Here is a 25,141-nt window from a genome sequence, read left to right as displayed (position 1 = left end):
AGCCGAAGATGCGGCACTCACGTACGGAATCCGTACGTCAGTGCCGCATCTTCGGTGTGGCGTAGCCTCCCGCGCCGTGCGCGAGGAGGACGCGGTCACCGACGGGCGGATCGCACGTGTGCTCTTCGAGTTCGTGCGGCCCGCCCTGCGCAACGAGTCGGTCGCTCTCGACGTCGCCGCCCACCACGTCCACGGCGAGCCGATCGGCATCGACGCCGCGCTCCGCGCGGACTACGAGCCGTTCCCGGTCGGCGGCGCGTGGGGCGCGGCGTGGGACACGACGTGGTTCCGATTGCGCGGCACGATCCCCGACGAATGGGCGGGGCGCGAGGTCGCGCTCGGCTTCGCGATCGGCAACGCGGGCGACACCGGGTTCGGCGCCGAGGCCCTCGTGTGGGACGGCGGCGCCCCCGTGCAGGGATTGTCGCCGAACCACCGCGAGCACCTGATCACGCGCACCGCACGCGGTGGTGAGCAGGTCGAGCGCTACGTCGAGGCCGCCGCGAACCCGCGGTCCCCGTTCGGCCTCAACCCGTGGCCCCTGCTCATGCCCGACCCGGGCGGCGCGCCGCTGTACACGCTCGAGCGTGCCGACCTCCACGTCCGCGACGCGGCGTTCAGCGCGTTCTGGCACGACTTCCGCGTCTTGTTCGAGCTCCTCGGCGAGCTTCCGGGCGACGACCCGCGCGCGCAGCGCGTACGCGCGGGGCTCGCGCGCGCGTGCGACGCGATCGCGCTGCCCGACGTCCGCGGGACGTACCAGCGCGCACAACCGATCCTGCGAGAGCTGCTCGCGATGCGGGCCGCGCCCGACGTGCACCGGGTCAGCATCTGCGGTCACGCGCATCTCGACACGGCATGGCTGTGGCCGCTGCGCGAGACGGTCCGGAAGTGCGCGCGCACGTTCAGCACGGCGCTCGCGCTGATGGACGAGTACCCGGAGTACCGCTTCGTCGTGTCACAGGCGCAGCACCTCGCATGGATGCGCGACCACTACCCGGACCTGTGGTCGCGTCTGAAGGACGCGATCGCGGACGACCGGGTCGAGCCGACGGGCAGCATGTGGGTCGAGGCGGACTGCAACATCCCGTCGGGCGAGTCGCTCGTCCGCCAGCTCGTCCACGGCAAGCGCTTCTACCGCGACGAGCTGGGCATCGAGACGGAGGACGTCTGGCTGCCGGACGTGTTCGGCTACTCCGCCGCGATGCCGCAGATCATGCGGCGCGCGGGCGTCCGCTGGTTCCTGACCCAGAAGCTGTCGTGGAACCAGTACGACCGCATCCCACACCACACGTTCCTGTGGGAGGGGATCGACGGGTCACGCGTCTTCACGCACTTCCCACCGTCGGACACGTACGGCGGGCAGGTGAGCGTGCGCGAGCTGCGCTACGGCGTCCAGAACTTCAAGGACCATGCGCGCGCGACGCGCTCGATGTACCTCTTCGGGTGGGGCGACGGCGGCGGTGGTCCGACCACGACGATGCTGGAGTCCGCACGTCGCCTCGCCGACCTCGACGGCCTCCCGCACCTCACCATGGAGGGGCCGCGCGCGTTCTTCACCGCGGCCGAGGAGGACGTCCGCGACCCCGCGGTCTGGGTCGGCGAGCTGTACCTGGAGCTGCACCGGGGCACGTACACGAGCCAGGCGAGGACGAAGCTCGGCAACCGGCGAGGCGAGTACGCGCTGCGTGACGCCGAGCTCTGGTCGGCGCTCGTGCAGCCTGCACGCGCGTACGCGGCGCGCGAGCTGGACGCCGCGTGGAAGACGCTCCTGCTCCACCAGTTCCACGACATCATCCCGGGCTCCGGGATCCACTGGGTGTACGAGGACACGCACGCTGCCCACGAGGAGGTGCGCGCGACGGCGGACGCGATCGCGGGTGACGCTCTCGACGCGCTCGCCGCGGACGTCGACACGTCGGCGACGACCGCGCCGGTCGTCGTGTGCAACTCGCTGTCACACGCGCGACGCGAGGTCGTCGAGGTCGACGACGTCGCCGGCGAGATCGGCGCGGTGCGCGACGCGTCGGGCGCGCTCCGGCCCGTGCAGCGGGACGGCGACGGACGCGTCCTGTTCGAGGCGGTCGTGCCGCCGTGCGGGTGGGCGGTCCACGACCTGGTCGCACGGGACGGGACGACGGACACGGTCGATCTCGTCGCCGAGCCGGGCTGCCTGGAGAACGCGCGCTTGCGCGTCGAGCTCGACGAGCGTGGCCTCCTCACGTCGGTGTTCGACAAGGCGGCTGGACGCGAGGTGCTGGTTCCCGGCCGGCCGGCCAACGTGTTCCAGCTCCTTCCGGACTACCCGAACTTCTACGACGCGTGGGACGTCGACCGGTTCGCGTTCGACACCGTGGAGGACCTCACCGACGTCGAGTCCGTCGACGTGGTCGAGAAGGGGCCTGTGCGCGCGTCGCTCCGGATCGTGCGCGCCTTCGGTGGCTCGCGCATCGAGCAGCGTGTGTCGCTCACCGCGTCGTCGGCCTTCGTCGAGTTCGCGACGGAGGTCGACTGGCACGAGACGAACCGTCTCCTCAAGGTCGCGTTCCCGGTGGCCGTGCGCAGCCCACGGGCGACCTACGAGATCCAGTACGGGCACGTCGAGCGGCCGACCCACGAGAACACGAGCTGGGATCTCGCCCGCTTCGAGGTCTGCGCGCACAAGTGGGCGGACCTGTCCGAGGCCGGGTACGGCGTCGCGCTGCTCAACGACTGCAAGTACGGGTACGACGTGCACGGCGACGTGATCCGTTTGTCGCTGCTGCGCGCGCCGACATGGCCCGACCCCGTCGCCGACCGGGGTCACCACACGTTCACGTACCGGTTGCTCCCGCACGCGGGCGACCTCCGCGACGTGGGCGTGATCGACGCCGGCTACGACCTCAACGTGGCGCTGCGCGCGGTGCGGACGGGCGTCCACGACGGCGGGCGTCCGGCGACGGGATCGTTGGTGACGGTCGACGCGCCGAACGTCGTGGTGGAGGCGGTCAAGCGTGCCGACGACGACCCCGACGCGCTCGTCGTCCGGCTGTACGACGCGTGGGGAAGGCGGGGACCGGTCGTCGTCGACGCCGCACGACCCCTGGCGCGGGCGACGACCACCGACCTCCTCGAGCGCGAGGTCGAGGACGTCCCCGTCGACGGCTCACGGGTCCGGCTGGACGTCGCGCCGTTCGAGATCGTGACGCTCGCGCTGCGCCTCGCGTGACGCGGTAGCGCCGCGGCGCCACGGGCGCCATGCTGGCGCGATGCAGCTGCGTGAGACCTCCCTGTGCGACATCGACCTGCTCGACCGGGACGTGTTCACCGAGCGCGTCCCGCACGAGTGGTTCGCCTACTTGCGCGAGCACGCGCCCGTCTACCGCCATCCCGAGCCCGACGGGCCGGGCTTCTGGGTGATCACGCGCTACGACGACATCGTCGCGACGAACCGCGACTGGGAGACGAGCTCGTCGGACCAGGACCGCGGCGGCGTGGTCGGGCTCGAGGAGCTGATCGAGCCGGGCGAGTTCGAGCAGGGCGGGAAGCTGATGCTCACGATGGACCCGCCCGAGCACACGCGCTACCGCAAGCTCGTGAACAAGGGGTTCACGCCGCGCATGATCAACGCGCTCGAGCCGCACATCCGGGAGCTCGCAGTGGAGATCGTCGACGGCGCGATCGCGAAGGGGACGTGCGACTTCGTCGTCGACGTCGCCGCCGAGCTCCCATTGGAGGCCATCGCCGAGCTGATCGGGGTGCCGCTCGAGGATCGCCACAAGATCTTCGAGTGGAGCAACCGCATGATCGGGAGCGAGGACCCCGAGTACATCGTCAGCTCCGAGGCGACGACCGCCGCGCAGGTCGAGATGTTCCTCTACGCGCAGCAGCTCGCCGACGACCGCCGCCGCGATCCGAGTCGGAGACAGAGCGGAGGCGTGACCGGAGGCCGGGACGCCGGAGCGATGGCGACCATGGGCGATCGTCCCGACATCGTCACGACGTTGCTGGACGCCGAGGTCGACGGCGACCGGCTCTCGGAGCTCGACTTCAACCTGTTCTTCCTGCTGCTCGCGGTGGCGGGGAACGAGACGACGCGCAACGCGATCTCGCACGGTCTCGACGCGCTGCTCACGTATCCCGATCAATACGCGCTGCTCGTCGACGACCCGTCGCGTGTCGCCGTCGCGACGGAGGAGATCCTGCGGTGGGCGAGCCCCGTCATGTACTTCCGGCGCAACACGACGCGCGACCACGTGCTGGGCGACGCCGAGATCGCGGCCGGTGACAAGGTGAGTCTCTGGTACATCTCCGCGAATCGCGACGAGTCGGTGTTCGACGAGCCTTTCACGTTCGACGTCACCCGGACACCCAACCCGCACATCGCGTTCGGAGGCGGCGGCCCGCACTTCTGCCTGGGTGCGTCCCTCGCTCGGCTCGAGATCCGCGTGCTGTTCGAGGAGCTCGTGCAGCGCGCGCCGCGCATCGAGCGCGCGGGTGCGACCGAGCGACTGCGGTCGAACTTCATCAACGGGATCAAGCATCTCCCGGTGGCGCTGCATGCCTGAACGCCACCGCGTCGTCGTCGTCACCGGCGCGACCACGGGCCTCGGACTGGAGACGGCGCGGGCGCTGGCCGACCAGGGCGCGCGCGTCGTCCTGACGGCGCGAACCCCCGAGAAGGGCTCGGCCGCGGTCGCCGCCGTGCGCGACCGGGTTACGGGGGCGACGGTCGAGCACATGACGCTCGATCTCGCGTCGCTCGCGAGCGTGCGGGCCTTCGCGGACGCCTTCGCCGCGCGACACGACACGCTGCACGTCCTCGTGAACAACGCGGGCGTGATGTTCACCCCGTTCGAGCGCACGGCGGACGGGTTCGAGCTGCAGTTCGGGACGAACCACCTCGGCCACTTCGCGCTGACCGGGCTGCTGATGCCCCTGCTGCTCGCCGGCGTGCCGGCGCGCGTCGTGAACCTGTCGTCAGCAGGGCACCGAGCGTCGAACATCGTGTGGGACGACCCGAACTTCGAGCGCCACGAGTACGACAAGTTCGCCGCGTACGGGCAGTCGAAGACCGCGAACATCCTGTTCACGCTCGAGCTCGAACGCCGATACGGCCGGCGCGGCGTGCACGCGTACGCCGTGCATCCCGGCGTCGTCGCGACCGAGCTCGCACGTCACATGACGCGCGACGACCTGACCGAGCTCGGAAAGCGTGCCCGTCGGACGCCCGGCGGTGGGATGCCGAAGCCCGTCCCGGTGGAGGTCGGCGCGGCGACGACCGTGTGGGCCGTGACGGCACCCGAGCTCGACGACCACGGCGGCGCGTACCTCGCCGACCGCGCGATCAGCGACGACGTCATGCCGTGGGCGCGTGACCCGGACTCCGCGCGCCGTCTGTGGGCGATGTCGGAGGAGCTGACCGGCGTGACGTTCCCCGCGTGAACGAACAGACGGGCGCGGTGGAAGACGTCCGCCTGCTGTCGCGATACGTCTACGAACGTACGCGGTCGCGCCTCAGCGGGCTCACCGACCGCGAATGACGTGCCGTCGGGGTTCGAGCACGACGACACGGACGCGCTCGACCGCATTCAGGTGCCCGGAGGTCTCGCCAGGCGAGACCGAATGGCACATGAATCGTGGCGCGGCGGTCCCGCGGGACCGCGGGCGTATCTGGTCGTCGCGAGAACGAGCCGGCGCCGCATTCAGATGACGGTGAATCCCGCCTCGGGGCATCGACGGTCATCTGAATCGCGGTTCAGGCGGTCCCGCGGGACCGGTCAACGGGCGAAGTCGAACTCCATCTGCGCTTCGCGCAGGCCGTAGACGAAGGCGTTCGGCATCTCGACGGGCTCGGTGCCCTCGACGACCCGCAGCGCACGGACCCGGCGCACCAGCTCCTCGAAGAACACGCGGATCTCGAGGCGCGCGAGCGCGGCGCCCAGGCAGAAGTGCGTGCCGAAGCCGAACGCGAGGTGGTTGTTCGGGTCGCGGGTGACGTCGAGACGTTCGGGATCGTCGAAGTGCGCGGGGTCGCGGTTCGCGGAGGAGTACATGAGCACGACCTGCTGCCCTTCCCGGATCGTCTCCCCCGCGATCTCCACGTCGCGGTTGGCCACCCGGCACATGTTGTGGATCGGCGTGATGTAGCGGATGAACTCCTCCGTCGCGACCGTCAGGTCGGCGCCGGCCCGCAACCGGGCCCACTGATCCGGACACCGAGTGAGGTTCACGAGCGTGCGCGCGATGACCGTGCGCGTCGTCTCCGCGCCCCCATCCAAGAGGAGCAGGCAGTCCGGGATGACGACGTCGAGCCCGAGCGGCTCGCCGTCGAGCGAGGACGTGGTCCAAACCGACATCACGTCGTCGACCGGGCACTGCTTCTTGCGCTCGTACAGGTCCGCGGCCGCGACCGCGAACTCCATCACCGCCGCCGCGCCGTCCTCGTTGCGGTAGCGGGGACCACCGCCGAGCGCGATGGAGCGCTCGGACCACGACTGCAGGCTCGGCCACAGGTCGTCGTCGAAGCCGAGCAGCGCGCCGATCATCATCGCGGGCAGTGGCGCGGCGAGCTCGCTCACGACCTCGGTGCGGCCCCCGTTCGCCTCGACGGCGTCCAGCAGCCGGGTCACGACGTCGCGGACGTGCGGCTCCCAACGTGTCACCGCGCGCGGCGTGAACCGGCGCGACACGAGGCTGCGCCGCTGCTGGTGCAGGGGATCGTCGAGCCCGATCAGCGCCGGATCGGCCGGGAGGTTCGGCCGGTACCCGCCCTTGCGCTGGTCCGAGCTGATGAAGACGTCCTTGCGCTTCTCGATCTCCACGACGTCGTCGTAGCGGGAGATCCCCCACAGCTCGTTGACCGGGTCCCAGTACGCAGGCGCGTGGTCGCGCATCCACGCGTACGTCGGATACGGGTCGTTCACGTAGAAGTCGCCGTCGAGGAGGTCGATCACTCGTTCCGCCACGACGACGATCCTCGCGCGCGACGGTCACGCGTCGCGGTGGCGCACGATCCAGAACGCCGCGACGAGCACGACCGCCGTGTACCCCGCGAGCACCGCCATCCCCGCCCAGGGGCCCAACGCGTTCTGCGACGGCAGCACCGCGAGGACGCGGCTGCCGGCGTTCATCGGCGCGTACCGCTGGATCGTCCGGTGCCACGAGCCGCTGAACGCCTCCGCGAGCACGGGGGGCAGGAACAGGATGCCGAACAGGCCGCTCACGGCACCGGCCGTGCTCCGGAACAGGCCGCCGAGCCCGAAGCCGAGCAGCGCGATCGTCGTCGCGTATAGCGCCGCACCGACGACGGCTCGCAGCACGTCGCCGTTCCCGAGCGAGGCGCCGTGCCCGGTACTCGCGAGGAACGCCTGACCGATGAGGAACGACGCGAACGAGAGCACCAGCGCGACGCCGAGCACCACCGCGCCGAGCACGACAGCCTTCGCGGCGAGCAGGAGCCGGCGTTGGGGCACCGCCGCGAGCGTCGTACGGATCATGCCGTTGCCGTACTCGGACGTGATCGCGAGCACCCCGAGCACTCCGACGATCAGCTGACCGAGGTACCACCCGTTCAGGCTGAGGTTCGTGACGTCGGTGCTCTGCTGCTGGTCGAGCGGCATCCCGCTCCAGCGAGCGGACGTGCGCGCGCACGCGAGGATCGAGATGCCGATCGTCGCGACCGCCAGCGCGACGAGGGACCACTGCGTCGAGCGGATCGAGCGCGTCTTGATCCACTCCGCGCCGAGGACCCGGCGGAGATGGCTCTCACGTCGCGCGGTCGGGACGGGCCGACGGGCCGTCGTCATCGTGTCGACGTCGGTGACGGTCATGCTGCTGCTCCTCCGGTCGTCCCCGTGAACTCGACGCTCGCGTCGGTGAGCTCGATGAAGGCCTCCTCGAGCGACGCACGCTCGGGCACGAGCTCGTGCAGGACGACGTCGTGCGCGGCGGCGAGCTCGCCGACGTCGCGCGACTCGACACCGGCGACCCGCAGTGCACCGTCGTCGTCCGACTCGACCTTCCACCCGCGCTGCGTGAGCAGCCGTACGAGGCGCGCACCGTCGGGCGTACGGACGCGGACGCCGCGCGTCGCGCTGCGCTCGACGACGTCGCGGACGCTCGCGTCGGCGATGAGCCGCCCGCGCCCGATGACGACGAGATGGTCGGCGGTGAGCGCCATCTCGCTCATCAGGTGGCTCGACACGAACACCGTGCGGCCCTCGCTCGCGAGGTTGCGCAGCAGGCCACGGATCCAACGGATCCCCTCGGGATCGAGCCCGTTGACGGGCTCGTCGAACATCAGGATGCCGGGGTCGCCGAGCAGCGCGGCCGCGATGCCGAGCCGTTGCGACATGCCCAGCGAGAACTTCCCGGCCCGCCTTCCCGCGACGTCGGTGAGACCGGTGATGGCGAGGACCTCGTCCACGCGGCGGCGCGGGATGCCGTTGCTGCGCGCCAGCCACAGCAGGTGGTCACGCGCGCGTCGACCGCCGTGGACGGCGCGTGCATCGAGCAATGCGCCGACCTCGCGCAACGGTGCGCGCATCGCGTCGAACGGGCGGCCGTTGACGGTCGCGCGGCCGGCCGTCGGCGCGTCGAGACCGAGGATCACGCTCATCGTCGTCGTCTTGCCTGCACCGTTCGGCCCGAGGAAGCCCGTGACGTGGCCGGGACGGACGCTGAACGACAGGTCGTCGACCGCGACGGTTGCCCCGTACCGCTTCGTGAGCCCGATGACCTCGATCACGCGACTGCCTCCTTGGACGCGGGTGTCGACCACACCGCTGGTGCGAGCGCCGGTGCCGGGACCGGTGGGGGCGACGGCACCTTCGGTATGGGCGGTACGGCGACGGGCTGCGTCCTCCCCGAGTCGCGCCGGACGACGATCTCGCCGCAACCGACGCGGGCGCGGACGAGGAGGGTGCGCGTCGCGCCCGTGACGCGGTCGACGGCGTGCCGCTCGACACCGAGCCCGCCCTCGTCGACGCCGAACGACTTGATACCTCCTGCGTCGACGTGCGCCTGCAGCTCGACGTTCACGTCGCGCGGGACGATGACGTCGACGCTGCCCGTCGCGACCGATGTGCTGAGGATCCGTGCGCGCTCACCGAGCCGGGTGTCGCGCAGGTCGATCGTCAACCGGCCGCCCGCGAGGCGGTACACGCTCTCGCGCGAGACGAGCACGTCCGGCGTGACCCGGCGGACGCCCCAGCCGCCCTGGAACGGCGGCCCGATCCACCCCGCGAACGCGACGACGGCGACGAGCGCGAGCGCGACCGGCGCGGCGTCCGGCAGGCGACGCCGCCCCATCCCGAACACGACGGCCGCGGCGACGACGACGATCCCGACGACGACGGCCTCGAGCGGTGTGACGTCGACCGAACCGGGTCCCTCGACGAGCAGCACGCCGATCGCGGCGATCACCGCCGCGGCCACGGTTGCGACGAGCACGACCGCGATCCGGCCCAGCACCGGTGCGATGCGCTGCAACGGCGAGGGCGCGACGGGCGCGACCGTCCACGGTTCGGACGGCGTGCCGGCGACCGCCGGCGCCGGCGGCGGGGGGTACGCCGGCGCCGGCGGCGTCGCGCCGGGGGGTGTGGGAGCGGTCGTCTCGCCCGGTGCGCCGGTCGCGGTGCGGGCATCGGGCGAGCGCAGCCACAGGACCGCCGCACCACCGCCGATGAGCGCGAGTGCCCATACCGTCGCGGGAGCGACGTCGAACGTGCGCCGGCCGATCGTCGCGACGACGACGAGCGCGAGCAGGCCGACGAGCACGATCGCGAGCAGGTTCGTGCGCGCGGGCGGGTGCCCTGCCGCTGACGGATCGACGTTGCCGACCGGCTCCTCGGGAACGATGAGCCACGCCGCGAGGTACAGCAGGATCCCGATCCCACCGGCGAACGCGAGGAGCACGAGGACGATGCGCACCACGTTCGGGTCGATCGCGAAGTAGCGACCGAACCCGCCCGCGACGCCGGCGATGACGCGGCGCCGTGTGCGGTACACGCGGGTCGGGGGGCTCTCGGTGGTCACGTCGCCATGGTCGCCGTCCGGGTGCCGGTGGTCGATCGGGGAACTCCCCCGACGAACCCCGAGAACCGTCCGGTCGCGTCCGGGTCACCACCGGTCGTCGCGCCCGGGGTGCCGTGCGATCATCGGCGCATGCAGTCGCCCGCGTCGCTGCGCCAGCGTCTCGTCCGCCCGAGCGCGGACCGCCGGGTCGCGGGCGTGGCGGCCGCGATGGGGAACGCGTTCGGCGTCGACCCGAACCTGCTGCGCGTGGCGTTCGTCGTGCTCAGCGCGGTCGCGGGGGTCGGCGTGGCGCTGTACGTGCTCGGGTGGATCGTCCTCCCGAGCGAGAGCTCGGCGACGACCCGGGTGCGCGCGTCGAGGCCCGCGCGCGCCTGGGACGCTGCGCAGGCGCTGGCCGTCGGCGCGATCGTCCTCGGGACGTTGCTCCTGCTGCGCCAGCTGCGCCTGGGGTTCGTCGACAGCATCGTGTGGCCCGCGGCCGTCGCGGGGGTCGGTGTCGCGCTGTTGTGGCGTCAACGACGCGACGGCACCGGCGACCGCGGGACCGACGCCGTCGACGACGCGCGGCGCGGTCCGTGGAGCGCGGCGATCGGGCCGATCGTCGGGTCGGGGAACCGGCCCGCGGCCGTGGCGCGCGTCGTCGTCGGCGCGGTGCTCGTGCTCGCGTCCGCCGCCGCGTTCCTCGCCGCGAACCACTCGGCTCCCGTCCGCCAGGTGTACCTGACCATCGGGGTGATGCTCGCCGGTCTCGGGCTCGTGTTCGGTCCGTGGCTCTATCGCCTCGCGACCGATCTGTCCGAGGAGCGCGGCGAGCGGATCCGGTCGCAGGAGCGCGCCGAGCTCGCCGCGCACCTCCACGACTCGGTGCTGCACACGCTGGCCTTGCTGCGCCGCAACGCCGACGATCCGCGCGCGGTCGTCCGTCTCGCGCGCCGGCAGGAACGCGAGCTGCGTACGTGGATCGCGGGGCGACCGATCGACGCCGCGTCCTCGCTCGCGGCTGCGATCGACGAGGTGGCGAACGACGTCGAGGCCGACCACGGCGTACCGATCGACGTCGTGAAGGTGGGCGACTGTCCGTTGGACGACCGGCTCGGCGCGCTCACCCGTGCGGCACGCGAGGCGATGGTGAACGCGTCCAAGCACTCACGCGCGTCGTCGGTCGCGGTGTACGTCGAGGTCGACCCGGTGCAGGCGTCGGTGTACGTGCGGGATCGCGGCATCGGGTTCTGCCCGGGCGACGTGCCGGCCGACCGTCACGGCCTCGCGCAGTCCGTCGCCGGTCGCATGGAGCGCCACCACGGGCGAGCGGTCGTCCGCAGCGCGCCCGGCGAGGGCACCGAGGTCCAGCTGACGATGCCACGGGAGACGTCGTGAACGAGCGTGCCGAGAGGCCGCGTGTGTTCGTCGTCGACGACCACCACCTGTTCCGCTCGGGTGTCCGCGCGGAGATCGGCGACGCGGTCGATCTCGTCGGCGACGCCTCGGAGGTCGACGCCGCGGTGGAGCTCGTCGGTGAGCGCCACCCCGACGTCGTGCTCGTCGACGTGCACATGCCGGGCGGAGGCGGCGCGGACGTCATCCGTCGGGTGCTGCGCGACCATCCCGACATCCGCTTCCTCGCGGTCTCGGTGTCCGACGCGCCGAGTGACGTCATCGACGTCATCCGTGCCGGCGCGCGCGGCTACGTCACCAAGACGATCTCGGGCGACGAGCTCGTCGACGCGATCACGCGCGTCGCCGACGGTGACGCGGTGTTCTCACCGATGCTCGCGGGCATCGTGCTCGACGCGTTCGCATCAATCCCGGTCGGCACGGTCGATCCCGAGCTCGACCAGCTCACCGCGCGCGAGCGCGAGGTCCTCCGTCTGATCGCGCGCGGCTACTCCTACAAGGAGATCGCGCGCGAGCTGAACATCGCGGCGAAGACGGTCGAGACGCACGTCTCCGCGGTGCTGCGCAAGCTGCAGCTGTCGAACCGCCACGAGCTGACCCGGTGGGCGATCGACCGGCGGCTGGTGTGACGTGACCGACTGGGCGACCGTGTCGTCGTTCGCGACCGCGGGCGGGACGCTCGTCCTCGCCGTCGCGACGTTCGCCTCGGTGCGATCCGCGAACGCGGCCGCGCGAACCGCGGAGCGCGCGCTCGAGACGCGCCTGCGCCCGGTGCTCGTCAACTCCCGGTTGCAGGACCCGGTCGAGAAGATCACCTGGGGCGACGAGCACATGTCGAAGGTCGGGGGCGGTCGGGGCAGCGTCGAGATGACGGAAGAGGTCATCTACTTGTCGATGCCGCTGCGCAACGTCGGTTCCGGCATCGCGGTCCTGCACTCCTGGCACGTCCTCCCCGCGTGGGACGGCAGCCGGCCGCACGCCGAGCCCGAGGAGTTCCGCGCGCAGACCCGCGACCTCTACGTGCCGCCCGGTGACGTCGGGTTCTGGCAGGGCGCGATCCGGGACCGCGACGATCCCGTCGCGGAACCGCTGCGCAGCGCGATCTCCGGACGGGAGCGCATCCAGGTGGAGCTCCTGTACAGCGATCACGAAGGCGGCCAGCGGACGATCAGCCGCTTCGGGCTGGTCCCGACGGGCGACGGCGGCTGGCTGTGCACCGTGGCGCGCCACTGGAACCTCGACCGGCCCGATCCGCGCTGAGCCCCGCGGGGCACACTCGTCCGCGAGCGAGCAGGAGGTTGTGCCGATGGCCGAGGTCAAGCCCATCCCCGACGACTACCGCACCGTCACGCCGTACCTGTGCGTCGACGACGCGACGGCCGCGATCGACTTCTACACGCGCGTGTTCGGAGCGAAGGAGCGGATGCGGATGCCCGCGCCCGACGGGCGCATCGGCCACGCGGAGCTGACGATCGGCGACTCGGTGCTGATGCTCTCCGACGAGTACCCCGAGATGGAGATCCGCGGGCCGAAGTCGATCGGCGGCACGGCGGTGACGCTGTCGATCTACGTCGAACACGTCGACGACGTCGTCGCGCGTGCGGTCAAGGGGGGCGCGAAGGTCCGCCGCGACGTGCAGGATCAGTTCTACGGCGACCGTTCGGGGCAGATCGAGGACCCGTTCGGCCACGTGTGGAGCGTCCAGACTCACGTCGAGGACGTCTCGCCGGACGAGATGCAACGCCGCGCCGCGGCCGCGATGGGCGGGAGCTGAGCTCGCCCGCCGGCGGCGCCAGGCCACGCGACGTCCCGTGTGACACCTGGCACGACCCGCGCGAAAGCCGCGAGCGGTCGACAACGCGTCATATCAGCGACAGGTCGTGTCGCGATATGGCTCAGGTCGCCCCCGTGCGGAGCCGAGAGACCCCCGGACACGACGTGGCAGGGCGAACAGGGCGGTCTCCGTGCAGAAGATCTCGAACGTCTCGGTGAGGACGCGGCTCATCGCGCTGGGCGCGGTCGGTGCAGTCGTGTTCCTCGCGTGCAGCATCATCGCGTCGATCCGGTTCGGGCAGATGAAGTCGCGGGCCAACCAGGTGCAGAAGGCCCACGTGGTCGAGGCCGCCGTCGCACAGGCCTATCAGGGGTGGCTGTTCGACGACGACCAGTCGAACATGTACGCCGCGGTCGTCGCGCTGCGCGACCCGAGCCAGAACGACCTCGCCGAGACGACGTGGAAGCAGGTCGAGGACGCCTACGGCAGCGCGACGAAGAGGCTGGCGCAGGCGAAGGCCAACACGACGTCGAGCGCCGAGAACAAGCTGCTCGACCGGATCTCGAGCGACCTCTCCGACTACAACGGCTTCACCCAGCAGGTGCGGAACTTCGCGCTCGCCGGTGACGTCCAGCGCGCGATCCACGTGATGACGGTCGACAACCTGAAGCCGTCGAACGACCTGCCGGTCGCGTTCGAGGCGCTCCGCAAGCTCGAGGAGCAGCGGTCGTCGAGCCTGCAGAGCCAGTTGAAGAGCGAGGCGTCGTCCGGGACGACGCTGCTCGTCATCCTGTGCGTCATCGGTCTGCTGGTCACGATCGGCGCGACGCTGCTCATCACGCGGTCGATCGTGCGTCCGCTCCGCCGTCTGGACGAGACGCTGACCGACATCGCCGACGGCGACGGCGACCTCACGGCGCGGCTCGACGCGAGCAGCAACGACGAGCTCGGCGCGGTCGCACGGTCGTTCAACCGGTTCGTCGAGAAGATCCAGGCGGCCATGGCGAAGATCGCGTCGACGGCGTCGACGCTCGCAGGATCGTCCGAGGAGCTCTCCGCGGTGAGCAACCAGATGGGCTCCGCGGCGGACCAGGCGGCCGCGCAAGCGGGGAGCGTGTCGAGCTCGGCCGAGGAGGTCTCCGCGAACGTCAACTCGGTCGCGGCGAGCACCGAGGAGATGACGGCGTCGATCCGCGAGATCTCGGCGAGCGCGACGGACGCCGCGAGCACCGCGCTGTCGGCGGTGGAGATCGCGCAGGACACGAACGCGGTCGTCGGGCGGCTGGGCGAGAGCTCGACCGAGATCGGCAACGTCGTGAAGGTCATCACGGCGATCGCCGAGCAGACGAACCTCCTCGCGCTCAACGCGACGATCGAGGCCGCCCGGGCCGGCGACGCGGGCAAGGGCTTCGCCGTCGTCGCGAACGAGGTGAAGGAGCTCGCGCAGGAGACCGCGCGAGCGACTGCCGAGGTGTCGGGCCGGATCGGCGCGATCCAGAGCGACACCGAGGCGGCAGTCGCGGCGATCGGCCGCATCGGCGAGATCATCAACCGCATCAACGAGACGCAGACCGCGATCGCGACGGCCGTCGACCAGCAGACCGCGACGACGAACGAGATCGGCCGGACGGTGAACGAGGCGGCCCAGGGCACGAGCGAGATCGCCGAGAGCATCGGCGGCGTGGCCCAGGCCGCGAGCGAGACGCGGTCGGGCGCGTCGCAGAGCAGCCAGTCGGCGGGCGAGCTCGCGCACCTCGCGTCCGAGCTCGAGACGCTGATCGGTCAGTTCAGGTACTGAGCCGCGCCGCCGCCCGGCGCGTTGGTACACAACTCGCGGTCATGGGCGCGACTTGTGTACCAACGCGGGGCGCGGGGTCACTGCTGCGCGTGGGCGAGATCCAGTGCGCGGTAGAAGAGGTTCGTCGTCTGGTCGAGGATCTGGCTGCGGTACTGCAGGTAGGGCACGTGCCCGGCGCCGTCGAGCGGCTCGAGCACGGCGACGTCGCCGACGGCCTGCGCGTTCGCGGCGGTCTGCTGCGCGAACGTGTAGGGCACGACCGGGTCGCTCGTCCCGTGGAACAAGACGACCTGGGGCCCGCCCGCGCGCGGGAGGCTCGTCGGGATCGCGGTCCCCGAGAGCGACTGCGCGGCCTCGACGTCCGACGGATACCCCGCGTTGCCACTGACGCCCGGGTCGTACGGCTTGTACGCGACCTGGAGCGCCGTGATCGCGCCGGCCGACGACCCGCCGATCGCGATCCGGTTCGCGTCGACGTGGTAGGTCGTCGCGTTCGCGCGCAGCCAGCGGACCGCGGCCTGCGCGTCATGTTGCGCGTCGATGATCCCCTGGACGCACGCGGCGGTCGCCCCGCCGAAGGAGCATCCCGTCGGTGACAGGCGGTAGTCGATCGAGACGTTCACGTAGCCCTTCGCCGCGAACACGTTCGCCTCGTCGACGAGCTCCGGTGACGTCTTGTCGCCGGCCGAGAACGACCCGCCGTGCACCCACACGATCGCGGGCCGTGCCGTCACGGTGTCGCCGACCGGCTGGTAGAGGTCGAGCAGCAGCGTGACGGTCTGCCCGTTCTGGTCGACCGCCGAGCCGTACGGCAGGTCCGCGGTCTTCGACACGGTGGCGAAGACCGCGTCGCGGTAGCGCAGCGGCGCCGTGCCCGCGGGCGGTGGGACGTACGAGCACGCCGCGGCGAGCAGCGCGACGGCACTGACGAGCGCTGCGAACGATCCGATCTGCCTCCGCATCTTCGTCCTCCGATCGGCGCCCGGTTCTCGTCGGCCGGCCGCCGGGGGGCGTGAGCGTAACCCGCCTGCATACATTTGGCCGCTCACCCGCTCCCGGATCACGGAAGACCTGCCATGCCGGACATCGACCCGCAGACCGTTGCTGCGTTCCAGTTCGCCGGTCAGGACATCCCCTGGCTGCTGGACCACTGGGCGTCCGAGCGACCCGACCACCGCGTGCTCGTGTGGGAGCCGCGTGACGGGTCGACGCGCGCCTGGACGTACGCGGAGTTCCGCCGTGACGTCCGTGCGCTGGCGTCCGGACTCGCCGCGCGCGGTGTCCGCAAGCACGACAAGGTCCTCGTCCACGCGGACAACTGCCCGGAGATGGTCCTCGCCTGGTACGCGTGCGCGACCATCGGAGCGGTCGGCGTGACGACGAACACGCGCAGCGTCGAAGCCGAGATCACGTACTTCGTGGAGCAGGCGGACTGCGTCGCGGCGGTGACCCAGCCTCGGTACGCGCCGCTCGTCGCCTCCGCCGGGCCGCGCCTGCAGTGGATCGCGGTCACCGCGGACGACGGCGGCGAGCCCGCGTCGACCGAAGCACACGGCGGGCGGTTCGTCGCGTTCGACGACCTGTTCGACGATCCGGACGCCGCACCCACACGCGCGCCGGAGCCGATGCTCCCCGCGGGGATCATGTTCACGTCGGGCACGACGTCGCGGCCGAAGGCGGTCGTGCACACGCACGCGAACGCGCTGTGGGCGGGACGCGTCGGCCCGTCGAACATCGGCGTGACGGGCGACAGCGTCTACCTCGTCTACCTGCCGTTCTTCCACGTGAACGCGCAGAGCTGGTCGATGTGGACGATCCTCGGCGCGGGCGGGACCGTCGTGCTGCAACCGAAGTTCTCGTCGAGCCGCTTCTGGGAGGTGGTGTGCAAGCACGGGATCACCCACATCTCGCTGATCCCGTTCGTGTTCAAGGCGATCGCAGGACAGCCCCGTCCCGACTGCGCGCTCGAGGTCGGCGTGTTCGGGCTCGTCGTTCCCGAGCTCGAGGCGATGCTCGGCGCGCGCGTGCTGCCCGCGTACGGGATGACGGAGACCGTGATCCACGCGATCCACGGCGGCCCGGGCGACCGGGTTCCCGTCCGGTCGATGGGCCACCCGACGCCGGGCTACGAGATCCTCGTCGTCGACCCGGAGACGGGCGCGGTGTGCACCGACGGCGAGATCGGCGAGCTGTGGGTGCGCGGGACGCGAGGCATCCAGCTCTTCCTCGAGTACTACGGCAACCCCGAGGCGAACGCGACGAGCTTCACCGACGACGGTTGGTTCAAGACCGGCGACCGCGTGCGCGTCGGCGAGGACGGCGCCGTGTTCTACAGCGAGCGCGACAAGGACATGTTGAAGGTCGGGGGCGAGAACGTCTCGGCGAAGGAGGTCGAGGACGTGTGCCGGCAGGTTCCCGGCGTCGGTGACGTCGCCGTCGTCGGCCGGTCGCACCCGATGCTCGACGTCGTCGCGGTCGCGTTCGTCATCAAGGGTGGTGGTGGCGACGACGACGAGGCGCTCGCGCGGAAGATCGTCGACGTGTGCCGCACGAACCTCGCGGACTTCAAGGTTCCGCGCGCCGTCTACTTCGTCGACGACTTCCCGCGCGCGACGCTCGACAAGGTCGCGAAGAACCAGCTCCGCGACCTTGCCGAGACGATGCCGCCGCTGCCCGAGACGTAGCCGCCCGCTACGAGGGCAGGCCCCACACGTCGATGCCGTTCGCGACCGGGAAGAACACGTCGCCTTCGGAGATCGTCGGGTGGGCTGACGTGTTGCCGGCGACGACCATGCTCTTCAGCACGGCGCCGTCCGTGATCCGCAGCGCCCATGCCGCCGTCCCGTCCGCCATCACCAGCACACCGTTCGTCGTCGCGGGCTCGTACAGCGTGTCGAGGGACGCACCTGACGGCGTCGCGAGCGTCTTCGAGTAGCCGGCCGCGCCGGTCGTCGCGTCGAGCGAGACGAGGACCGGCGCGCCGGTGCCGCCCGTCGCCGCGACGAGCAGCTGGTTGTTGGCGATCGTCGCGCCGGCGTTGCGGAGCACGTTGTTGCTGTGCGCCCAGCGGACCGCGCCGGTCGATGCGTTCACCGACCACACCGTCGACTCGCTGGTGACGAAGATCGTCGGCGTGTTCGCCGCGCCGTTGACGGTCGGCACCGCGATCGGTGCACGCAACGGCGACGTGTGACCCGGCGCGAGCGTCGTCTGCCACAGCACCGTGCCGTCGCTGTTGCGGATCGCGTACAGCGTGTCGTAGGTCGTCGCGTACACGACCCCGTTCATGATCGCCGGCGGCGACCACACGGGGGTCGCCATCCACGTCTGCCAACCGGGAGCCGCCGCGGTGGTCGGCTGCTTCGTGACGGACCCGAAGAGCTGCCTCGTGCCCGTCCCGTCCACCTCGTCGTAACCGGTGCCGACGTAGATGTAGCCGTCGTTGTTCATCGTCAGCGTGGGATGGACCGAGTCGGACTGCGCGACGTCGGTTCCGCCACGCTCGGCACACGTCTGCAGGTCGTAGAGCTCGAACTCGTTGCCGGCCTGCGAGTTGTACCAACCGAGCCCGCCGTCCGACACGACCGGGTCGTTCGCGCTCGAGCCGGACGTCTCGCTGCCGTCGTTCGCCGCGCAGTCGACCTTGTGCGTGACGGTGTTGACGGACCAGAGGATCCCGCTGTTGTCGAAGTACGCGTGCTGGTTCTTGTACTGATTGGTGTCGGTCCACGTGACCACACCGCTGGAGCCGTAGCCACCCTGCACGACGTTCGACGTCCACGCGCGCTGCAGCTGCGACGCGTTCGACGTGTTGATCGCGTCCTGTGACACCCCACCGATGTTGTTGAAGGTGTTCCGGTTGTTGAACCCGAACGCGGTCCAGTCGTCGATGCTGCACGCCGACAGCGCCAGCGCGCACAGCGCGACGAGAACGATGAGCCGTCTCATGCCCTGCCCCCTTGCTCGGTTCCCTCCGGCACGGTGACATCGCGCACCGAACGGAACCAGGGGCGGCACTGCCCCATCGGGGTGTGGGCAATGCGGAGGTGGCGAACGCGACGATTCAGATGCCCGTGGGTCTCGCCAGGCGGGACTCCCGGGAATCAGAACGACCGTCGCGCGGTCCCGCGGGACCGCGGCGTGGGCGTTACGCGGTGCTCGCCGGCATCGCCTGCGCGCAGACGATCTGCCGGAGCTCCTCGACCGCACGGCAGAGCGCGTCGACCTTCCCGTCGAGGGACGCGAGCGCGTCCGCCGGAGCGTCGCGGACGTCGCGCGCGGCCTTGAGCTGCTCGTAGCACGACCGCAGGAGACGGGCGCTGTCGCGCTCCTCGGCGATGTAACGACCGAGCAGCTCGCCCGTCCGGATGTCGATCGTGTGGTCGCGGAAGAAGCCGTCGAAGATGTCGGGCTCCGACCCGGTGTCGAGCTTGTGCAGCTTCAGCGCCTTCATCTTCTCGAGGTCGGAGCGGTCGGAGCGGACGACGGCCATGGCGTCGTCGAACGTGCCGTCGTCCTTCTCGCGCACCTCGAAGCCGAGCTCGTTGATGCGCTTGGCGAAGCTCATCCCGTGCTCGCCCTCGCGCGCCGCGACGCGCAGCAGCACGCGACGCACGTCGTCGCTCGGGGTCCGTTGCGCCCACTCGCGCAGGTAGGCGTGTGCGTGCGACTCCGCGATCGCGATCGCGTTCAGCAGTCCGAGGTAGCTGGGCTTGTCCGGCATGGGCCGTCTCCTCGTCGGGGGCGTCCGCCACCCTCGCGCCGCGCCGACTCGCCGGCAACCGTCCCGTTGACAGACCGATGGTCGGTCTGTATCGTACCGACGGTCGGTTTGTTGATTCCCCGCAGCGAGGAGGCCCCCGAATGGAACTGCACGACTTCGACGCGCGCCGCGGCGTCCTGACCACGCCGGCAGGTGACGTCGGCTACGTCGACATCGGCGACGGACCCGTCGCGCTCTTCGTGCACGGGATCGGTGTGAACGCGTACCTGTGGGCACACGTCATCGAGCGCGTCGCGGACGAGCGCCGTTGCATCGCGCTCGACCTGCCGATGCACGGGCGCACGCCGGCACGCGAGGGGGACGTCTCGCTCACCGCGCTCGCACGGTTCGTCGGCGACTTCCGCGACGCGATGGGTCTCGACCGCGTCGATCTCGTCGCGAACGACACCGGCGGCGCGGTCGCGCAGATCCTGGCGACGCTCTCGCCCGCGCGGTTGCGCACGCTCACGCTGACGAACTGCGAAACGCACGACAACATCCCGCCCGAGGCGTTCGCGCCGACGGCCGAGCTCGCGCGCCAGGGTGCGCTCGCACCGACCGCGCCCGCCCTGCTCGCGGACCTCGACGCCGCGCGCACCGCGCTCCTCGGCTCGTCGCTCGAGGACGCACGCGCCGTGCCGCTCGACGTCGTGGCGTCGTTCCTCGAACCGGTGATCGGCACGGAGGAGCGCGCGCGGCGCTTCGAGCAGCTGCTCGTCGCGCTGCGACCCGAGGACCTGCTCGCCGTGGAACCGGAGCTCCGGCGCCTGCGCGTCCCGACGCTGGTCGTGTGGGGAACGGGCGACGTCATGTTCGACGTCTCGTGGGCGTACTGGCTCCGCGACACGATCCCCGGGGTGACGGACGTCGTCGAGCTCGACGGCGCGCGGCTGCTCTTCCCGCTGGAACGGGCCGACGAGCTCGCGCGGCACCTGCGCCGTCACTGGGCGTCCGCGTCCGAGCCGGCCGTGTCGACGAACGGCTGACCAGCGGTGGTCAGGCGTGCGACGGCGAAGGCGGTGCGCCGTCGACCTCGAAGAGCAGGCCGTCGGCGTAGCACCACCACCAGTCCTCGCCCGGCTCGAACGAGCGGACCAGCGGGTGACCGGTCGCGTGGTAGTGCGCGGTGGCGTGCCGGTTCGGCGAGCTGTCGCAGCAGCCGACGTGCCCGCACTCCTGGCACATCCGCAGGTGCACCCACCGGTCGCCGGTCTGCAGGCACTCGTGGCACCCGTCGTCGCTGGGCGCGACGTCGGCGACGGTATCGAGGTGCGTGCACGTGGAAGCGACCATCAGTCGGACCCGCCGCGGTCGGCGCCGAGGACGGCGACGCCGTCGACTTCGCCGGGATGCCGTTCGATCCAGGAGCGCGCGAACGGGCACTCGACGGCGACGGTCAACCCTCGGCGGCGCGCGTCGTCGACGGCGGCCGCGACCAACCGGCCGCCGAGGCCGCGGCCCCCGAGCTCGTCGGGAACGCCGGTGTGGACGAGGACGACGACGCCGGCATCGCGGCGGTAGACCAGCTCGGCCTCGTGGCCGTCGACACGGGCGACGAAGCGGTGGTGGCGCTCGTCGTCGACGATGTCCGGTGCGGTTCCGTGGGCCACGGTGCGATCAGAGCTTCGGGACGTACGCGCCACGACCCAGCGCGGCGCTCTCGTCGTCGTCGATGCTCGTGTCGACGCCGCCACGGACCTCGGTGACCCAGTCGAGCCGGCTCGTCAGGATCCGCTCGACGCCGAGCTGCAGCGTCGACGCGCTGATCGCGCAGCTGCTGCACGCACCCTGGAGCATCACGTCGACGACGCCGGTCTCGTAGTTCGCGTCCAGCAGCACGAGGTCGCCGCCGTCCTGCTGCACGGCCGGCCGCATCATGTCGATCAGGTCGCGCAACGCCGCTTCGCGCTGCTCGCGCTCCTCGACGGTCAGCCCATCGGCCACGCTCCGCTCCTCTCGCATCTGGTCGTCGGCGTCGGCCCCTCGCGCCTGCTCGCCGCGTCTGCTCGCCGGCTCCAGGTGACAACGCCTCCGCCACCGGGATAATCCCGGACCCGGGCACCGGCCGGCGCTCGCCACCTACGGTAAGGCCGTGATCATCGTCGTGGCAGCACTGAAGGGCGGCGTCGGGAAGACCACGACGTCCGTGTACCTCGCGGCCGTCTCGGCCAACGGCCGGTCCGACGTCACGCTCGTCGACGCCGACCCGCAGGCCAGCGCGGCCGACTGGGTCGAGGCGGCCGACGACGGCGAGTTCGACGGCATCGCGGTCGTGGAGGCGCCGACCGACCGGCTCCTCACGAAGGCGCTCGACCGGGTCGACGGCGAGGAGGTCACGGTCGTCGACACGCCGCCGGGGAACGAGCGGCTCCTCGGCAAGGCGCTCGACCGTGCCGACGTGGTCGTCGTGCCGACACGCGTGGGCGGCGTCGAGACGGCGCGCGTGGAGGCCGTCCTCGACATGGTCCCCAAGCGAACGCCGTTCGGGCTCGTCGTCTGCTCGGCACGGACGTTCACGCGCGACTACCAGGACGCGGTCACCGACTGGACCGAGGCGGGCGTGCCGGTGTGGGGCACCGTCCCCGAACGTGTCGCGATCGCGTCCGGTCCGAGCGCGTGGCTCTCGACGGAAGGGCTCGACGCGTACCGCTCGGTGTGGCGCCGCGCGTCGCGCGCGTTCCGCGGTTCATGACCTGACGCGTCGGGTCTCGAGGCGTGCGCGAGTTGCGTCCCGTGCCGGTCTAGTGCTGGACGACGGTGACCGAGCCGAACCCGCTGTGGATCGCGAGCAGGATGAGGAGGAACGCGACCCCGATCAGGACGGCGCCCGCGAGATAGCCGATGCGTTCGAGCCGGGCCGTCGAGTTGCCGCCGGGCAGCAGCCCGAGGCCGAAGCAGCCACCGACGAAGACCAGGATCGCACCGATCACGCCGATGATCCCTGCGATCTCGGCGACGTGCCTGGCGCTGGTCTTGGTCGTAACGCTCGTGACGACCGCCAACAGATCACCCATCGGGCATCACCCCCTGAACCGGTGCGGCAGCGTACGGGGTCCGCGTGACGGCGACAACAGCGGGCGCGCGGTCACGCTGGGATCACCCCGCGACGGCGACTACGTAGGCCCGCGGCGATCCCGTTACGTGGTCTCACCGATGTGAGCCCTCGGCATCCGGCGCACGATGCCCGTGCCGCTCGACGAACGGAGGGAGCATGGGCATCGACGTCAAGAACCTCGACACGCCGGACGAGAAGCCGACCTTCGAGCACGGCGAGGTCAGCCTCGTCGATCTCGGAAACGTCACGATCGGCCGCGCGGTGTTCGAGCCGGGCTGGCGGTGGTCGAAGGACGTGAAGCCGCTCGCGGGGACGGACAGCTGCAAGATCGCGCACACGGGGTACGTGATCTCGGGGCGTCTTCGCGTCCGCATGGACGACGGCGAGGAGCGCGAGCTCGGCCCGGGCGACGCGCACGTCGTCGCACCCGGTCACGACGCCTGGGTCGTCGGCGACGAGCCGTGCGTCGCGATCGACTTCACCGGCACCGAGGAGCTCGTGCACGGCCTCGACGGCCCGGGCGTGCGCATCGCGCGCTGCCCGTGCGGCGTCGAGTTCCGCCTCGACCCGGGCGGCGAGGTCGAGCACCTCGTGGCCGCGGTGCAGCAGCACGCGAAGGGCTCGCACGACCACGACGTGACGCGGGCGCACGTCCTCGAGGAGATCACGACGACGTGACCCGCGCGCGGCGCGGGGCAGGGCAGGGCTTACGTGGAGGCGGCGTCTCCGAGCGACGGGAGGCGCTGCTTCCGCGTGAGCACGTCGTGGAACAGGTCGCCGACCTCCATGACGCGCGCACCGGCGTCGCGGATCGTCCACCGGTCGCTGCGGAGCTCGGGGGCGTCGAGCTCGTCCCAACGGATCGGCATCGACACCGGCGCACCGGGCGCGGGACGCACCGAGTACGGCGCGACGAGCGTCTTGTTGATCGCGTTCTGGGTGTAGTCGAGGCGCGCGAGCCCGCCGCGCGCGTGCTTCTCCCACTTCCAGCTCACGAGCTCGGGCACCGTGTTCCCGATCGCGCGGGACACCGCCTCGACCCAGGCGCGCGTGTCGTCGAAGCTCGGACCCGGCTCGATCGGCACCCAGATCTGGATGCCCCGTTGGCCCGTCACCTTCGGGGCGCCGAAGACGTGCAGGTGCCCGAGCGCCGTGCGGTACAGGCGCGTGAGTGTGAGGACGTCGTCCCACGACGTGTCTCCGCCGGGATCGATGTCGATGAGCGCGTACGTCGGTTCGTGGACGTGCGGGATGCACGACGTCCAGGCGTGCAGCTCGATCGCGCCGAAGTTGGCGAGCCACGCGAGCGTCGCCGGCCGGTCCGCGACGACGTACCACTCGCTCTCGCCCTCGTCGGCCTCGTCGTTGTGCCACCGCGTGATCCACTCGGGCGAGTGCGACGGGATCTCCTTGTGCCAGAAGCCGGGCTTGTCCACGCCGTCCGGATAGCGGTGCATGTTCAGCGGCCGTCCTTCGAGGTACGGCAGCATCACCGGTGCGATCGTCGCGTACCAACGGACCAGGTCGCGCTTCGTCAGCGGCTCGCCGCCCTTCTCGCGCGGCGGGAACAGCACCTTGTCGAGGTTCGTCAGCTTCAAGGTGACGCCGTCGAACTCCCAATCACCACGCGCGCCGAGCGCGTCGAGCGCGGCGATGTCCGGACGCGACGACGAGAAGTCGACGCGAGCGACGGCGGCGGGCGCGTCGCTGCGCCACGACGCATCCGGGTTCGCGGCGACCTCGTCGTTCGTGCGACCGCTGCGGACCGAGCGCGGGTGATCCTCGGCATCCCAACCCGCGACGGCGTGCTCGTCGCGCTTGTGGAACACGAGCCACTGCTCCTTGCCGGACGCGTCCTCGCCGCGACGGATCATCACGAAGCGGCCGTGCAGCTTCTGACCGTGGAGCTCGACGTGCAGCTCGCCCTGCTCCACGGCGCGCACCGGATCGGGCGCGTGGACCGCTTCGTACGTTCCCCAGTCCCACACGATGACGTCACCACCGCCGTACTCGCCGCGCGGGATCACGCCCTCGAAGTCGAAGTACTCGATCGGGTGGTCCTCCACGTGCACCGCGAGGCGCTTCACCGACGGGTCGAGCGACGGACCCTTCGGGATCGCCCAGCTGACGAGCACACCGTCCATCTCGAGGCGGAAGTCGTAGTGAAGGCGCCGGGCGCGGTGTCGCTGCACGACGAAGCGGGGCTGGTCCGTCGGCGGGGCGGGCGTCCCACCCGACGGCTCGGGCGTGCGCGCGAAGTCGCGCTTGGCCGCGTACTCGCCGAGACGCTCCGTGCGGTGGGGAGCCATGGTCCAGTCGTACCCCACCGGGGCGGTCCCG

The 25,141-nt window shown here is 71.2% G+C and carries 23 protein-coding genes and 1 pseudogene; 12 read left to right on the top strand and 12 right to left on the bottom strand.

From position 1 onward, the window contains the following. Positions 1-76: 76 nt before the first annotated feature. Genes VFC33_20585 through VFC33_20575 form a run of 3 tightly spaced genes read left to right on the top strand, consistent with a single transcriptional unit; the run spans position 77 to position 5,424 of the window. A complete protein-coding gene (locus tag VFC33_20585; protein ID HZR15642.1) occupies positions 77-3,208 on the top strand; it encodes a glycoside hydrolase family 38 C-terminal domain-containing protein in 3,132 nt (1,043 codons plus the stop codon). Positions 3,209-3,248: 40 nt separating this feature from the next. Further along, positions 3,249-4,547 (top strand): cytochrome P450, encoded by a 1,299-nt coding sequence (locus tag VFC33_20580; GenBank protein ID HZR15641.1) that lies wholly within the window; start codon positions 3,249-3,251, stop codon positions 4,545-4,547. Next, positions 4,540-5,424 carry an oxidoreductase gene (locus tag VFC33_20575; GenBank protein ID HZR15640.1) on the top strand — a complete coding sequence of 295 codons (885 nt, stop codon included), beginning with the start codon at positions 4,540-4,542 and terminating at the stop codon, positions 5,422-5,424. The genes VFC33_20580 and VFC33_20575 overlap by 8 nt, the downstream gene beginning before the upstream one ends. 335 nt (positions 5,425-5,759) lie before the next feature. On the opposite strand, the gene VFC33_20570 is transcribed toward VFC33_20575, so the two are convergent. The 4 genes from VFC33_20570 to VFC33_20555 are packed head-to-tail and all read right to left on the bottom strand — an operon-like array spanning position 5,760 to position 10,017. Next, on the bottom strand, positions 5,760-6,947 hold the full coding sequence (locus VFC33_20570) for a cytochrome P450 (GenBank protein ID HZR15639.1): 1,188 nt from the start codon (positions 6,945-6,947) through the stop codon (positions 5,760-5,762). 24 nt (positions 6,948-6,971) lie between these two features. After that, a complete protein-coding gene (locus tag VFC33_20565; GenBank protein ID HZR15638.1) occupies positions 6,972-7,811 on the bottom strand; it encodes an ABC transporter permease in 840 nt (279 codons plus the stop codon). Continuing rightward, the gene (locus VFC33_20560) at positions 7,808-8,728 is read right to left on the bottom strand and encodes an ATP-binding cassette domain-containing protein (GenBank protein HZR15637.1); all 921 of its coding nucleotides are present in this window, start codon (positions 8,726-8,728) and stop codon (positions 7,808-7,810) included. Before VFC33_20560 ends, VFC33_20565 begins: the two co-directional genes overlap by 4 nt. Next, complete coding sequence (locus tag VFC33_20555; GenBank protein HZR15636.1) at positions 8,725-10,017, bottom strand: PspC domain-containing protein; 1,293 nt, start codon at positions 10,015-10,017, stop codon at positions 8,725-8,727. Before VFC33_20555 ends, VFC33_20560 begins: the two co-directional genes overlap by 4 nt. 129 nt (positions 10,018-10,146) lie before the next feature. Here VFC33_20555 and VFC33_20550 point away from each other — a divergent pair, with 129 nt between their 5' ends. From VFC33_20550 to VFC33_20530, 5 genes are all read left to right on the top strand, one after another. After that, on the top strand, positions 10,147-11,394 hold the full coding sequence (locus tag VFC33_20550; GenBank protein ID HZR15635.1) for a PspC domain-containing protein: 1,248 nt from the start codon (positions 10,147-10,149) through the stop codon (positions 11,392-11,394). Continuing rightward, positions 11,391-12,041 (top strand): response regulator transcription factor, encoded by a 651-nt coding sequence (locus VFC33_20545; GenBank protein HZR15634.1) that lies wholly within the window; start codon positions 11,391-11,393, stop codon positions 12,039-12,041. The genes VFC33_20550 and VFC33_20545 overlap by 4 nt, the downstream gene beginning before the upstream one ends. Before the next feature lies 1 nt (position 12,042). Continuing rightward, complete coding sequence (locus VFC33_20540) at positions 12,043-12,672, top strand: hypothetical protein (protein ID HZR15633.1); 630 nt, start codon at positions 12,043-12,045, stop codon at positions 12,670-12,672. A 46-nt stretch (positions 12,673-12,718) separates the two neighbouring features. Beyond that, on the top strand, positions 12,719-13,186 hold the full coding sequence (locus VFC33_20535; protein HZR15632.1) for a VOC family protein: 468 nt from the start codon (positions 12,719-12,721) through the stop codon (positions 13,184-13,186). A gap of 190 nt (positions 13,187-13,376) precedes the next feature. Continuing rightward, entirely contained in the window at positions 13,377-14,984 is a 1,608-nt protein-coding gene (locus tag VFC33_20530; protein ID HZR15631.1) for a methyl-accepting chemotaxis protein, read from the top strand. 77 nt (positions 14,985-15,061) lie between these two features. On the opposite strand, the gene VFC33_20525 is transcribed toward VFC33_20530, so the two are convergent. Beyond that, the gene (locus VFC33_20525; GenBank protein ID HZR15630.1) at positions 15,062-15,946 is read right to left on the bottom strand and encodes an alpha/beta hydrolase; all 885 of its coding nucleotides are present in this window, start codon (positions 15,944-15,946) and stop codon (positions 15,062-15,064) included. Positions 15,947-16,060: 114 nt separating this feature from the next. Between VFC33_20525 and VFC33_20520 the strand changes: the two genes are divergently transcribed. Then, a complete protein-coding gene (locus tag VFC33_20520; protein ID HZR15629.1) occupies positions 16,061-17,668 on the top strand; it encodes an AMP-binding protein in 1,608 nt (535 codons plus the stop codon). Positions 17,669-17,675: 7 nt separating this feature from the next. Here the strand turns inward: VFC33_20520 and VFC33_20515 are convergent, their stop codons facing one another. Together VFC33_20515 and VFC33_20510 are read right to left on the bottom strand one after the other, a co-directional pair. Next, complete coding sequence (locus VFC33_20515; protein ID HZR15628.1) at positions 17,676-18,932, bottom strand: PQQ-binding-like beta-propeller repeat protein; 1,257 nt, start codon at positions 18,930-18,932, stop codon at positions 17,676-17,678. 199 nt (positions 18,933-19,131) lie between these two features. Further along, on the bottom strand, positions 19,132-19,707 hold the full coding sequence (locus tag VFC33_20510) for a hypothetical protein (protein ID HZR15627.1): 576 nt from the start codon (positions 19,705-19,707) through the stop codon (positions 19,132-19,134). Positions 19,708-19,847: 140 nt separating this feature from the next. Between VFC33_20510 and VFC33_20505 the strand changes: the two genes are divergently transcribed. Further along, the gene (locus VFC33_20505; protein ID HZR15626.1) at positions 19,848-20,732 is read left to right on the top strand and encodes an alpha/beta fold hydrolase; all 885 of its coding nucleotides are present in this window, start codon (positions 19,848-19,850) and stop codon (positions 20,730-20,732) included. 10 nt (positions 20,733-20,742) lie between these two features. Here the strand turns inward: VFC33_20505 and VFC33_20500 are convergent, their stop codons facing one another. From VFC33_20500 to VFC33_20490, 3 genes are read right to left on the bottom strand one after another with little or no spacing between them, the layout of a single operon-like run. Then, positions 20,743-21,039, bottom strand: a complete 297-nt coding sequence (locus VFC33_20500) for a UBP-type zinc finger domain-containing protein (GenBank protein ID HZR15625.1) — start codon at positions 21,037-21,039, stop codon at positions 20,743-20,745. After that, on the bottom strand, positions 21,039-21,356 hold the full coding sequence (locus VFC33_20495) for a GNAT family N-acetyltransferase (GenBank protein ID HZR15624.1): 318 nt from the start codon (positions 21,354-21,356) through the stop codon (positions 21,039-21,041). The genes VFC33_20500 and VFC33_20495 overlap by 1 nt, the downstream gene beginning before the upstream one ends. 7 nt (positions 21,357-21,363) lie before the next feature. Then, the gene (locus VFC33_20490) at positions 21,364-21,690 is read right to left on the bottom strand and encodes a NifU family protein (protein HZR15623.1); all 327 of its coding nucleotides are present in this window, start codon (positions 21,688-21,690) and stop codon (positions 21,364-21,366) included. A gap of 148 nt (positions 21,691-21,838) precedes the next feature. Here VFC33_20490 and VFC33_20485 point away from each other — a divergent pair, with 148 nt between their 5' ends. Further along, positions 21,839-22,438 carry a ParA family protein gene (locus VFC33_20485; protein HZR15622.1) on the top strand — a complete coding sequence of 200 codons (600 nt, stop codon included), beginning with the start codon at positions 21,839-21,841 and terminating at the stop codon, positions 22,436-22,438. A gap of 49 nt (positions 22,439-22,487) precedes the next feature. Here VFC33_20485 and VFC33_20480 read toward each other — a convergent pair whose 3' ends face one another. Further along, positions 22,488-22,760 carry a hypothetical protein gene (locus VFC33_20480; protein ID HZR15621.1) on the bottom strand — a complete coding sequence of 91 codons (273 nt, stop codon included), beginning with the start codon at positions 22,758-22,760 and terminating at the stop codon, positions 22,488-22,490. Between the two features lie 197 nt (positions 22,761-22,957). Here VFC33_20480 and VFC33_20475 point away from each other — a divergent pair. After that, positions 22,958-23,287, top strand: a pseudogene (locus VFC33_20475) (cupin domain-containing protein). Between the two features lie 221 nt (positions 23,288-23,508). Here VFC33_20475 and VFC33_20470 read toward each other — a convergent pair. Beyond that, positions 23,509-25,110: a DNA polymerase ligase N-terminal domain-containing protein gene (locus VFC33_20470; protein HZR15620.1), complete on the bottom strand. Its 1,602-nt coding sequence runs from the start codon at positions 25,108-25,110 to the stop codon at positions 23,509-23,511. Positions 25,111-25,141 lie beyond the last annotated feature (31 nt).

The sequence above is a fragment of the Acidimicrobiia bacterium genome (assembly GCA_035651955.1).
In the GTDB taxonomy this organism is placed as follows: Bacteria; Actinomycetota; Acidimicrobiia; order IMCC26256; family JAMXLJ01; genus JAMXLJ01.
This window is presented reverse-complemented; position numbering and strand designations above follow the sequence as displayed.